Below are 12,434 nucleotides of genomic sequence, written 5' to 3' on the forward strand. Positions count from 1 at the left end.
ATCACCCTCTCCCGCGGACTGCCCATGACCGACCAAAGCCCCCCCGCCCTCAAGGAAATCTTCAACCTCGAACGCCTGCAGCACATCGCCGATGAAATGCTCGCGGTGTACCCGTCATTCGATGCCAAGGGCTTTCTCAAACACGCCACGCAAGGCCTGGCCGGGTTGTCGGTGATGCAGCGCATGGCCCGCGTCAGTGAAAGCCTGCACGCAGTGATCCCCCTGGACTATGCGCACACCCTCAAGCACCTGTATGCCCTGGCCCCGCGCCTGAACAGCGGATTTGTCAGCCTATTCCTCGGGCACTATGTGGCCAGCTACGGCCTGGATGATTTCAAGCGTTCGATGGCGGCGCTCAAGTACTTCACCACCTTTGGCTCTGCGGAATTTGCCGTGCGGCCTTTTCTGCTCAAGGATTTCGAGCGCACGCTGGCGGTGATGCAGCAGTGGTCGCTGGATGACAACGAACACGTGCGCCGCCTTGCCAGCGAGGGCTCACGGCCGAGGTTGCCGTGGTCGTTTCGCCTGGCCCAGGTGCAGGCCGATCCGAGTCTGTGCGCCTCGATCCTGGATAACCTCAAGGCCGACAGCAGCCTGTATGTGCGCAAGTCCGTGGCCAACCACCTCAACGACATCACCAAGGACCATCCGGGTTGGGTACTGGATGTGATCGAGGGCTGGTCCCTGGACAACCCCCATACCGCCTGGATCGCCCGCCATGCCCTGCGCAGCCTGATCAAGCAAGGCAATCCCCGTGCGCTGACGATCATGGGCGCAGGCGCCCGTGCCGAGGTGAAGATCCACCAATTCAAGGTCGAGCCTGCAGTGATTCGCCTGGGAGAGCGCATCACTCTTTCGTTTACCCTGGAGTCAATGGCCAGCGCCCCACAGAAACTGGTGGTGGACTACGCCATCGACTACGTCAAAAGCGCCGGCCATAGCGCCGCCAAGGTGTTCAAGCTCAAGGCATTTACCCTTGGTGCAGGTGAGCGGCACCCCGTGCTGCGTGGCCAACACATCCGCGACATGACCACGCGCAAGCATTACCCCGGCCAGCATACAGTGCATGTGCTGGTCAACGGCGAACGCCTGGCCAGCGCCGGGTTCGAGCTGGCCGGCTGACCCTTCCCACCCAACAAAAGGCTCTATCCCGGGCCTCTCGGCGATATTTATTGTCCTACAATGCTGGCCTTTGGTGTTGCGATCCATTATCATCTGGCGCCTCTTGGTACCCGAAAGGGTATCTGTGTCAACGCTCCACCCGAGGCGCCCATGCACCGTTTCTCGTTTTATCGCCCTTTGATTTGCGCAGGTTTGGGGCTTGTTTCGCACACCGCCCATGCCGCGTTGCAACCCATGGCCGAAGCTGCACTTGCCAACGAATCCGAGCTGCACTGCCACTTCAACCGTGACGCCAGCACCGATTGCACCACCACCTACCGCTACACCATCCTCCAGCCCAGTGGCCGAGAGATGTTGTCGCGCATCGACTTCAACTATGCCGAAGGCGATAGTTTTGAAGTGCTGCACGCCGAGTCCATCCAGCCCGGCGGCAAGCCGCAAGCGCTGGACGAGTCGCAGATCGACACGCGCACCGCGCCCAACCCTGACCAGGGGTTTTCCCGGCTCAAACAAACATCCCTGGCCTTCCCCAACCTGCGGGTCGGTACACAAGTCCGCTACACCGTGCGCGAACATCACCCGGCCAAGCCGCTGATGACCGAGTTCCACTACGCCCTGCAGTTTGGCCCCAGCAACGCCCGCCGCGACCGGCTCAAGGCACGCTTCACGGCTGAACGGCCAATCGAGTGGCGCGCTGAGTTGATGGACGGCTTCACCATCACCCCCTCGGTCAATCGCAAGACCCTGGATATCGAGCAAAAAGCGCCGACCTACCTCAACTACATCAATGAATCGGGCCATGCTTATATGCGGCTGATCCCGCGTATCGAGGTGGGCAGCAGCCTGGATGTGCAAAAGCACTTCGGCGGCTTTGCCCAACGCTACAACCAGATCCTCGCGGCCAACCTGCCGCAGGGCAGTACCGCCGCCGTCGCCGCGGTGAAGGGCCTGGCCCCGGCGCAGCAAGTGGCCGGGCTGATGCAGCACATCAACGACCACTACCGTTACCTGGGTGACTGGCGTGCCACGGACCGTGGCTATGTGCCGTTCAACCTGGCAGAGATCGAACAGCACGGTTATGGCGACTGCAAGGACCTGGCGATCCTCCTGACCGCCATGCTCAAGGCCAGCGCAATCAAGGCCGAGACCGCCTGGGTCAGCCGTGGGGATGTGGTGGACTCACTGCTGGTGCCAGGCGCTGGCGCGCCCAACCATGCCATCGTGCGCGCCGAAGTGGACGGCCAGGTGTGGTGGCTGGACCCGACCAACCCCGTGTTCACCCCGGGCCAGGCCATGCCCGATATCCAGGACCGCTGGGTGCTGGTCAACGACGCCCAGGGCCAAGTGCGCGAAGAACACATCCCCCTGGCGCGCCCTGACACCAGCATCCGCCTGGACAAACAGGTGCATTACGACAAACAGGGCAACGGCACGACTCGCGCCAGCGTCACCTTCAGCGGCCTGACGCTGATGCAGTTGAGCATCGCAGACCGTGAACAGGGGGCCACCGCCACCGACCAGAACATCTGCGACAACTTTGGCCGGGAGATCAGTGATTGTCAGGTCACCCGTCAACCCACCGGGTTCGTGCAGCCCGACCGCTACACGGTCAAGGCCAGCATGACCGACCTGGGCGCCCTGGAAAAACTCGATGAAGGCTACGTCTACACCGACCAGTCGCTGAAGGAGAAGTGGGACGACCTGCTCAACTACCGCCGCAATGGGCAACGGGGCGACCTGTACCTGGGCAATCCGGACACCGTCGACTACACCTTTACCTTGACCGGCGGGAAGATGGACAAGCCGGTCCCGGGCTGCAAGATCAACTCCCCCTGGTATGACCTGGAACTCGATGGCAAGCCGCTCAAGGATGGCTTGCGCTACCACTACCGGTTGACCCAGAAAGTACGCTGGTTGAGCCATGACGAAATCGTCAGTGCGCCATTTGAAAAAATGATCAACGATGCCCGCGCCTGTGGGGAGCAAGTGCATCAAACCGTAAAACTCTAAGCCCCCTCTGTAGGAGCCGGCTTGCCGGCGATGAGGCCCTTGAGCCCTGCGCAGGCCCTTTGGACGCCATCGCCGGCAAGCCGGCTCTTACCGTTCGCCCAGTAGCAAACCCTGCTCCTTGGCACATAACTGCACCACGTAATCCCACAACACCCGCAACCGCACCGACTTGTGCAGCTCGCGCCGGGAGCTGATCCAATAGCTGCGCTGGATGCCCTCCTGCGGCAATAGCGGCACCAGGTCCGGATCCCCCGCAGCCATAAAACACGGCAACACCGCAATTCCCAACCCCGAACGCGCCGCCTGGTGCTGGGCAATCACGCTGGTGCTGTGGAACACCACCCTGGGGTTGCGGCAAAAGCTGCTGAGCAATTTCAGTTCCTGGCTGAACAGCAGGTCGTCGACGTAATCGATCCAGGCATGGGCGGCCAGGTCTTCACGTTTTTCGATGGCCGGCGTGCGCGCCAGGTAATTGCGGCTGGCGTAGAGCGCCAGGCGGTAGTCGGTGAGCTTGCGCGTGACCAGTTGATCGACGCTCGGACGCTCCAGGTGGATGCTGATCTCGGCCTCGCGGTTGAGGATGCTGACAAACCGCGGCACCGCCACCAATTCCACTTCCAGCCCTGGATAACGCTCGAACAGGCCGCCCATGCGCCCGGCGAGAAACATCACCCCCAGCCCTTCGGCGACCCCCAGGCGAATCTTGCCCAGGGGAGCGGCGGAGTGGGTCAGTTCCTCTTCGGCCAGCAGCGCAACATTCTCCATGGCTTCGGCATGCTTGAGCAGCGCTTCGCCCGACGGCGTCAGCTCATAACCCTGGGCGTGCTGTACAAACAGCGCGGTACCGAGGCTTTTCTCGATCGCCTCGATATGCCGGGCAACAGTGGCATGCGTGGTTTTCAGGCGCTGGGCGGCGGTGAGCAGGCGCCCGCTGCGCTGCAGCTCAAGGAAATACCGCAGGTCATTCCAGTCGAACATGCCACCTCCCCTCTCGGCCATGGGAACAGTACTGTTTAAAAACGCACAGCAGCTGGGTAAAAACTAACATTTTTAAGACGAAAACTAACAACTAGGATGGAGCCAATAAGAAAAACAAGCGAGACCCGAAATGACTATTGCAGTTGAGCAATACGATTACGTGGTAGTAGGTGCCGGCCCTGCGGGCTGCCTGCTGGCCAATCGACTGTCTACCAACCCCGCCCATCGCGTGCTGTTGCTTGAAGCCGGTGGCCGCGACAATTACCCCTGGATCCATATTCCTGTCGGCTACCTGTTCTGCATCGGTAACCCGCGCACCGACTGGTGCTTCAAGACCCAAGCCCAACAAGGCCTGCAAGGCCGTGCCCTGAGCTATCCACGGGGCAAAGTGCTGGGCGGCTGCTCGTCGATCAACGGCATGATCTATATGCGCGGCCAGGCCAACGACTACGACGGCTGGGCCGCCGAAGGCAACCCGGGCTGGGCCTGGGACGACGTACTGCCGCTGTTCAAGCAAAGCGAAAACCATTTTGCCGGCGCCTCGCCCCTGCATGGCGACAGCGGCGAGTGGCGTGTGGAGCAGCAGCGCTTGCACTGGCCGATCCTCGACGCCTTCCGCGAAGCGGCCAGGCAAAGCGGCATCGCCAGCATCGACGACTTCAACCAGGGCGATAACGAAGGCTGCGGTTACTTCCAGGTCAACCAGAAGGGCGGCGTGCGCTGGAATGCGGCCAAGGCGTTTCTCAAGCCCATTCGCCAGCGTCCCAACCTGACGGTACTGACCGAAGTCGAGGTTGATCGCGTGTTATTGGACGACGGTCACGCCAGTGCCGTGATTGGCCGCCAGCATGGGCAAGCCGTCACCTGGAAAGCACGCAAGGAAATCATCCTGTGCGCCGGCGCCGTGGGCTCGCCCGGCATCCTGCAACGTTCCGGCATCGGCCCTTCCAGCGTCCTCAAGCCCTTGGGCATCGAGGTGCTGCACGAACTGCCCGGAGTCGGCGGCAACCTGCAGGATCACCTGCAACTGCGCCTGATCTACAAGCTGGAAAACGCCCGCACCCTGAACCAGATCGCCGGCTCTCTGTGGGGCAAGATGGGCATGGGCCTGCAATATCTGTATGACCGCAGCGGCCCACTGTCCATGGCCCCCAGCCAACTCGGCGCCTTCGCCCGCTCGGGGCCGGAACAGACCTCGGCCAACCTCGAATACCACGTGCAGCCACTGTCGCTGGAGCGTTTTGGCGAGCCGCTGCACGCGTTCCCGGCGTTTACCGCGTCGGTCTGCGACTTGCGCCCCCAGAGTCGCGGGCGTATCGATATCCGCTCGGCCGATCCTTCTGCGCCGCCGCTGATCCAGCCCAACTACCTGAGCCATCCCGAGGATTTACGCGTGGCCGCCGCGGCCATCCGCCTGACCCGGCGCATTGTCGGCGCCCAGGCCCTGCGCCCGTTCAATCCGGTGGAATACCTGCCCGGCGAGGCGTTACAGAGCGACGAGCAATTGCAGGAAGCCGCGGCGCGGATCGGCACTACGATCTTTCACCCGGTCGGCACCTGCCGCATGGGCCAGGATAAAGACGCCGTCGTCGATGCCCAATTGCGTGTGCATGGTGTGCCGGGCCTGCGCATTGCCGATGCCTCGATCATGCCCCGCATCACGTCCGGCAACACCTGCTCACCGACACTGATGATCGCGGAAAAAGCCGCGCAACTGATCCTGTCCCCTCAAACAAGGAGCCTGCCCCCCGAACGAGAGCTGACAACACCGGTATGACCTGTAGGAGCCCGGCTTGCCTGCGATGGCGCCCCCAACTGAGGCGGCCATCGCCGGCAAACCGGGCTCCTGCAGGGCAAGAGCGGCGCTGATGCTGGCGCCGACAGTGGAACAACAATAAATAATCACTGTGAGGGCTACCCCATGTCAGAACGTGCTCAACCCCTGGACGCCTTACCTGGCGCCACTGTCAGCAGCAAGGAGTCGCAAAAGGTCATTTTCGCCTCGTCCCTGGGGACGGTGTTCGAGTGGTACGACTTTTTCCTCTACGGCGCCCTGGCGGCGGTCATCAGCAAGCAATTCTTCGCCGGGGTCAACGACACCACGGCCTTTATCTTCGCCCTGATGGCCTTTGCCGCCGGCTTCGTGGTGCGGCCATTCGGCGCGCTGGTGTTCGGCCGCCTCGGGGACATGATCGGGCGCAAGTACACCTTCCTCGCCACCATCGTCCTGATGGGCGTGGCAACCTTCTGTGTGGGCCTGCTGCCCACCTACGCCAGTATCGGCATCGCCGCGCCGATCATCCTGGTTGTGCTGCGCATGCTCCAGGGCCTGGCCCTGGGCGGTGAATACGGTGGCGCCGCGACCTATGTCGCCGAGCACGCGCCCCAAGGCAAACGCGGCTTCCACACCAGCTGGATACAATCCACCGCGACCCTCGGCCTGCTGCTGTCCCTACTGGTGGTATTGGCCTGCCGCTACTTCACCGGCGATCAATTTGAAGTCTGGGGCTGGCGCCTGCCGTTCCTGCTGTCCATCGTGCTGCTGGGGATTTCCACCTGGATCCGCCTGAGCCTGCACGAATCGCCCGCCTTCCTGAAAATGAAAGAGGAAGGCAAGGCCAGCAAGGCGCCGATCCGTGAGTCGTTCGGCAACTGGGAAAACCTCAAGGTGGTGCTGATTGCCCTGTTCAGCATCAACGCCGGCCAGGCCGTGACCTTCTATGCCGCACAGTTCTACGTGCTGTTCTTCCTGACCCAGTTCCTGAAAATGGACCCGGCCCTGGCCAATATGCTGTTGATCATCAGCGTGGTGATTGGCGCACCGTTCTTTATCTTCTTCGGCTGGCTGTCGGATAAATGGGGGCGCAAGCCGGTACTGATGGTCGGCCTGCTGCTGGCCACGGCGCTGTACTTCCCGATCTTCAAGGGCCTGGCCCACTACACTAACCCGGCAATGGACCAGGCCAGCCGCCAGGCCCCGATCACCGTACTGGCGGACCCGGCCACCTGCACCTTCCAGTTCGACCCGGTGGGCAAGGCGCGGTTTGATAGCCCATGCGACAAGGTCAAGACCTTCCTGGTCAAACAGGGCCTGCCCTACAGCAGCGAAGCCGCACCTGCCGGCAGCGCCGTGCAAGTCAGCATCGGCGATGTACGCATCGATGGCTACGACGAAGATGCCCTGCGCGGCGCCGTGACCCTGGCCGGCTACCCGAAATCGGCGGACGTGGCCCAGGTCAACAAAACCATGGTGGTGGTGCTGATCGTCGCCCTGATCCTGATCGCTGCAATGTGCTACGGCCCCCTGGCCGCGCTGATGGTGGAACTGTTCCCGACGCGCATCCGCTATACCTCCATGTCCCTGCCCTACCACATCGGTAACGGCTGGTTTGGCGGGTTCCTGCCGACGGTGTCATTTGCCTTGGTGGTGTACACCGGCGATATCTTCTACGGGTTGTGGTACCCGGTGGTGATTACCGGGGTGAGCCTGATCGTCGGGCTGCTGTGCCTGAAGGAAACCAAGAACGTGGATCTGGATAACAACTGATATCCCGCAAACACTGTAGACCCCTTGTGGGAGCGGGCTTGCCCGTGATTGCGGTGGATCAGTCAATACATCTAGTGACTGACACCGCGTCATCGCGGGCAAGCCCGCTCCCACATTGGTTTCCCGGCTCCCACACAAATTGCTGTATATCCATCCAGATAAAGGTTGCTCAATTCTCTTCTTTTGCCCATTCTGCTTGCCATTCAACTGTGTAACGAATGGGCTGAGCATGCGGCTGTTCCTCTGTGAAAAACCCTCCCAGGCCAAGGATATCGCGGCTGTGCTCGGTGCCAGGCGCCGGGGTGACGGTTGCTGGCTGGGCACCGACGTCACCGTCACCTGGTGCATCGGCCACCTGCTGGAAACCGCCCCACCCGATGCCTACGACGCCAAGTACAAGCGCTGGGTGCTGGCCGACCTGCCCATCGTCCCGGAAAAATGGAAGATGACGGTCAAACCCAAGACCGCCGGCCAGTTCAAGGCCGTCAAGCGCCTGCTGGGGGAAGCCCGGGAACTGGTCATTGCCACGGATGCCGACCGCGAAGGCGAGATGATCGCCCGGGAGTTGGTGGAGCATTGCCGCTATCGCGGGCCGATCCAACGCCTGTGGCTGTCGGCGCTGGACGATGCCTCGATCCGCAAGGCCCTGGCCTCGTTGAAACCTGGTGCGGACACCTTCAGCCTCTATCATTCGGCCCTCGGCCGTTCCCGTGCCGACTGGCTGATCGGCATGAACATGAGCCGCCTGTTTACCCTGCTCGGCCGCCAATCCGGTTATCAGGGCGTGTTGCCGGTGGGTCGGGTGCAAACCCCGACCCTGCGCCTGGTGGTGGATCGAGACCGCAGCATTGCCGACTTCGTCCCGGTGGCTTACTGGGCGATCGATGTCGAACTGCTGCATCAGCAGATGAGTTTTATCGCCCAATGGCGTGCCGCCGACGATGTCTGTGATGACCAGGGCCGCTGCCTCAACCCAGAACAGGCACAACAGGCAGCGACGGCGATGAGCAATGCCGCCAGTGCGCGCCTGGTGAAGCTGCGTACCGAACGCATGCGCGAAGTGGCGCCCCTGCCCTTTGACCTGGGCACCCTGCAGGAAATCTGCTCGAAGAAACTCGGCCTTGGTGCCCAGGAAACCCTGGATATCGCCCAGTCCCTCTACGAAACCCACAAGGTCATCACCTACCCGCGCAGTGACTGTGGCTACCTGCCCGTGAGCCAGCACGGCGACGCAGCGACTATTCTCGCGGCTCTGGGACGCGCCGATCCGGCGGTGAACGCACTGGTGCCGTACCTCGATGCGCAGCGCCGTTCCCGCGCCTGGAACGACGCCAAGGTCAGCGCCCACCACGGCATCATCCCCACCGGCGCCGGCAAGGACCTGGCCCAGTTGCCCGGCAAGCACCGCGCCGTCTATACCTTGATCCGCGCCCGTTACCTGGCGCAGTTTTTGCCCAACCACGAATACGACCGCACCCAGGCAGATTTCGATTGTGCCGGCGAGGCCTTGCGTGCAGTAGGCAAAGTGGTGGTAGAGCCTGGCTGGAAGCGCGCATTGCCCGAAGCCCTGGCACCGAGCAAGGGCCGCGAGGCGCCGGCCCCGCAACCCTTGCCGCCGTTGGTGCAGGGCCATGATTACGGCGTGGCGAAGGTCAACCTCAAGGATTTGTGGACCCAACCGCCCAAGCCCTTCACCGAGGGCGACCTGATCAAGGCGATGAAGAACGTGGCCAAGTTGGTGGAAGACCCGCGGCTCAAGCAAAAACTCAAGGACACCACCGGCATTGGCACCGAAGCGACACGGGCGGGGATCATCCAGGGCCTGCTGGACCGTGGCTACCTAGTAAAGAACGGCAAGGCGCTGTCAGCCACGCCGGCGGCCTTCAGCCTGATCGACGCAGTGCCACGGGCGATTGCCGACCCCGGCACTACCGCGATCTGGGAGCAGGCCCTGGACATGGTGCAAAGCGGTGAGATGAGCCTGGAGACGTTCGTTGCCAAGCAGGCGGCCTGGATGAGCAAGCAGGTGGCGCGTTGCAATGGCATGCAGATGATCATCAGCGGTCCGGCCAGCCCGGCAGGTCGTGGCGCCGCCCCCTGGAAGAACAAACGCAAGCCGGCCAAGCGCAAGGCCGCTGCGAGCCCGAAACGGGCGGCAAAACCAGCAAGCAAGGGTTAAATGGCGGAAAAAATCCGCACAATGACGCTTTTTGACGGGATATACGCCGCTTTGGGTCTTGCTCCAGCGCCTGCGGTCTAGGATTCTGTAGGAACGGCCTAATAACAACACCGGGTGGACACCATGAAAACCGTCGCACAGTTGCTCAAGTCCAAGGACCAGAAAAATCAGAGCGTGCATACCATCAAGTCGGATCAGACCGTGATGGAAGCGCTGATACTGATGGGCGAAAAAAACGTCGGCGCCTTGCCCGTAGTAGATGATGGCAAGGTTATTGGGGTGATCAGCGAACGTGACTATGCTCGCAAGCTGGTCCTCAAAGGCCGCTCCTCAGCGACAACCGCCGTCAAAGAGATCATGAGTTCACCAGTGATTACCGTTAACACTCATCAAAGTGTCGAGCAGTGCATGGGCATCATGACCAATGGCCACCTGCGCCACCTGCCCGTGGTGGAGGATGGAAAACTGCTGGGCCTGCTGTCCATCGGTGACCTGGTCAAGGAAGCCATCGCAGAGCAAGCGGCCTTGATCCAGCAGCTGGAGCAGTACATCCGCGGCGAATGAGAACACCACAAATCCAATGTAGGAGCGGCTTGCCGGCGATGGAAACACCTCGGTGTGTCAGTTAAACCGAGTTGATGCCATCGCCGGCAAGCAGCTCCTACGCCGGGTAAACACCCGACCCGCTAGCACAAAAAATGACGCCTAAGTCACCTCCCCCCGTAGTTCTCCCCTCCCGGCAAAAATTTATGTAGTGAACAAAAATAATCACTACATAACCGTTGACGTAACCATTTTGACCTTGCATGATTCAGACGTCTCCCGGATCGGGAGCGTTGGTAACAAGCGTTTTGAACAGGCTCGTCTGACCGCCGAGCTGTTTTTCCGGATGTACACTGCCCACAAGGCAGATTGATGAAGCTGACCGGCCCGAAAGGATCGGTACAAGAAGCTCAAATGCTGCTTGTCTTCGTTATGAAACCATTGCGTAGCAGTTCATCAGAAACACTACATGCATCAGGTTCAAGACCCTGCCCGTATTCGGCAGACCGTTACTGACGCCCGGTTTTCGCAACCGGAGACAACTTAAAAGTGTATTAACGAATCAACTGAAGATCGCCAACTGGTCAAGGGGCTTACACATGAATCTGAACAACCAACCAACTATCGACGAATTGGCTGAGATGTTCGCAGCGCAGAAAGACACACTCGACGACCATATCCTGTGGATTGGCAAATCGGGCGAAGTGCAAATTGACTGCCTGGCGCCCCATACCGAAGAAGCCGAGTTCGACCGCAATAACCGTGAACTGGCGGCGCGCCTGAAGATGTACCGCCGTGGCCAGGGTTATGTCGGCAAAAAAGCGGCTGCCGATCGCAACTTTATCGAGCAAGTATTCGACACGCTTAACAATGCCTGGGAGTCCTTCAAGGACAACTCGCAAGTTAAAGTGATTGACCGCTACTACTAAAAACTATTTGCCCTTTGTAGGAGCTGGCTTGCCAGCGATGACGGTTTAACTATCAACACTGTTGTTGAATGTTAGACAGCTATCGCCGGCAAGCCCGCTCCTACAGTTGTTTGTGCAGACTTAAATACCGGGAAAGCGTCCCTTCCCCGCTTCGTCCCTGAAGATATCGAACAGGGCTTGCGCCGCCGCCGACAGTTCATGCCCCGGCTTGGTCAGGACGCCAATCGGTCGCTCAATCACCGGGTCACACAAGGTGATGCAATGGGCACCCGCTTCTTCCATCTGCTGTGCGCACAACGCTGGCACAGCGCTGACGCCCAGGCCACTGGCTACCATCTTGCCGACAGTTGCCAATTGATGGCTTTCCAACGCTACCGGCAGCTTCATCTGCAATGCACCCAGATGCTCTTCCAACATCACCCGTACCGTGGAAGGCCGTTGCAAGGTAATGAAGGGGTGCGCCAGCAGGGTTTGCCAAGCGATCTCGGACATGTGCGCCAACGGCGAGTCACCGGGCACTACCGCGACAAAGCGGTCCAGGTACAAAGGGGTAAAGAACAGTGATGAGCCCGCAGTTGGCTCGAACGCCACCCCCAGTTCGACCTGGCGATCGCGGACCATTTCCAGCACCTGTTCGTTGATCAAATCGTGCACGGTGACATTGACCTGGGGAAACCGCGCTCGAAAGATCTTCAGGATCGGCGGCAGCAGGTTGCCGGCAAACGACGGCATCGCCGCCACCGTCACCCGCCCGCGCTGCAGGGTGAAACGCTGACGCAATTCATCCTCGGCATTGTCCCAATCGGCAATCAATCGACGGGCCAGGGGCAGCAGGGATTCGCCTTCAGGAGTCAGCGCGACATTGCGCGTATTGCGGCTGAACAGCCGCCCGCCCAAACCTTCTTCCAGGCCCTTGATGGTCAAGCTCAGCGCCGACTGGGACAAATGCAGGCGCTCACAGGCGGCGGCGAAACTTAAGGTTTGGGCCACGGCAAGGAAGGCCCGCATCTGTTTAACTGTCATGGCACTGCTCCAGAACACGACCAATTGTCCTGTTTTTTAAATCAATCAATCCTAAAAAACAACTTAACAAATCAATCCGTCGGCGCAACACTCGACTTACTGG

The 12,434-nt window shown here is 60.8% G+C and carries 9 protein-coding genes; 7 read left to right on the top strand and 2 right to left on the bottom strand.

The window, feature by feature from the left end:
• Positions 1–24: 24 nt before the first annotated feature.
• Positions 25–1,122 carry a DNA alkylation repair protein gene (locus tag HZ99_RS06245; protein ID WP_038441868.1) on the top strand — a complete coding sequence of 366 codons (1,098 nt, stop codon included), beginning with the start codon at positions 25–27 and terminating at the stop codon, positions 1,120–1,122.
• A gap of 150 nt (positions 1,123–1,272) precedes the next feature.
• Entirely contained in the window at positions 1,273–3,132 is a 1,860-nt protein-coding gene (locus HZ99_RS06250; protein WP_038441869.1) for a DUF3857 domain-containing transglutaminase family protein, read from the top strand.
• Between the two features lie 87 nt (positions 3,133–3,219).
• Here the strand turns inward: HZ99_RS06250 and HZ99_RS06255 are convergent, their stop codons facing one another.
• A complete protein-coding gene (locus HZ99_RS06255; protein ID WP_038441870.1) occupies positions 3,220–4,110 on the bottom strand; it encodes a LysR family transcriptional regulator in 891 nt (296 codons plus the stop codon).
• A gap of 130 nt (positions 4,111–4,240) precedes the next feature.
• Between HZ99_RS06255 and HZ99_RS06260 the strand changes: the two genes are divergently transcribed.
• The 5 genes from HZ99_RS06260 (at position 4,241) to HZ99_RS06280 (ending at position 11,308) form a co-directional block, all read left to right on the top strand.
• A complete protein-coding gene (locus HZ99_RS06260; RefSeq protein WP_038441871.1) occupies positions 4,241–5,887 on the top strand; it encodes a GMC family oxidoreductase in 1,647 nt (548 codons plus the stop codon).
• Between the two features lie 144 nt (positions 5,888–6,031).
• Complete coding sequence (locus HZ99_RS06265; protein WP_038441872.1) at positions 6,032–7,657, top strand: MFS transporter; 1,626 nt, start codon at positions 6,032–6,034, stop codon at positions 7,655–7,657.
• A 229-nt stretch (positions 7,658–7,886) separates the two neighbouring features.
• Positions 7,887–9,836 carry a DNA topoisomerase III gene (locus HZ99_RS06270; protein WP_038441873.1) on the top strand — a complete coding sequence of 650 codons (1,950 nt, stop codon included), beginning with the start codon at positions 7,887–7,889 and terminating at the stop codon, positions 9,834–9,836.
• Between the two features lie 123 nt (positions 9,837–9,959).
• A complete protein-coding gene (locus tag HZ99_RS06275) occupies positions 9,960–10,400 on the top strand; it encodes a CBS domain-containing protein (RefSeq protein ID WP_038441874.1) in 441 nt (146 codons plus the stop codon).
• 578 nt (positions 10,401–10,978) lie between these two features.
• Positions 10,979–11,308, top strand: coding sequence for a hypothetical protein (locus tag HZ99_RS06280; protein ID WP_029296579.1), 330 nt, complete (start codon positions 10,979–10,981; stop codon positions 11,306–11,308).
• 120 nt (positions 11,309–11,428) lie between these two features.
• On the opposite strand, the gene HZ99_RS06285 is transcribed toward HZ99_RS06280, so the two are convergent.
• Positions 11,429–12,331, bottom strand: coding sequence for a LysR family transcriptional regulator (locus HZ99_RS06285; RefSeq protein WP_038441875.1), 903 nt, complete (start codon positions 12,329–12,331; stop codon positions 11,429–11,431).
• Positions 12,332–12,434: the final 103 nt, after the last annotated feature.

Origin of the sequence: Pseudomonas fluorescens (assembly GCF_000730425.1) — a bacterium.
Classification (GTDB): domain Bacteria; phylum Pseudomonadota; class Gammaproteobacteria; order Pseudomonadales; family Pseudomonadaceae; genus Aquipseudomonas; species Aquipseudomonas fluorescens_X.

Bases quoted from the DNA above. Each gene is read 5' to 3' on its own strand.
- HZ99_RS06245 (WP_038441868.1), top strand. From the start codon at position 25: ATGACCGACCAAAGCCCCCCCGCCCTCAAGGAAATCTTCAACCTCGAA.
- HZ99_RS06250 (WP_038441869.1), top strand. From the start codon at position 1,273: ATGCACCGTTTCTCGTTTTATCGCCCTTTGATTTGCGCAGGTTTGGGG.
- HZ99_RS06255 (WP_038441870.1), bottom strand. From the start codon at position 4,110: ATGTTCGACTGGAATGACCTGCGGTATTTCCTTGAGCTGCAGCGCAGC.
- HZ99_RS06260 (WP_038441871.1), top strand. From the start codon at position 4,241: ATGACTATTGCAGTTGAGCAATACGATTACGTGGTAGTAGGTGCCGGC.
- HZ99_RS06265 (WP_038441872.1), top strand. From the start codon at position 6,032: ATGTCAGAACGTGCTCAACCCCTGGACGCCTTACCTGGCGCCACTGTC.
- HZ99_RS06270 (WP_038441873.1), top strand. From the start codon at position 7,887: ATGCGGCTGTTCCTCTGTGAAAAACCCTCCCAGGCCAAGGATATCGCG.
- HZ99_RS06275 (WP_038441874.1), top strand. From the start codon at position 9,960: ATGAAAACCGTCGCACAGTTGCTCAAGTCCAAGGACCAGAAAAATCAG.
- HZ99_RS06280 (WP_029296579.1), top strand. From the start codon at position 10,979: ATGAATCTGAACAACCAACCAACTATCGACGAATTGGCTGAGATGTTC.
- HZ99_RS06285 (WP_038441875.1), bottom strand. From the start codon at position 12,331: ATGACAGTTAAACAGATGCGGGCCTTCCTTGCCGTGGCCCAAACCTTA.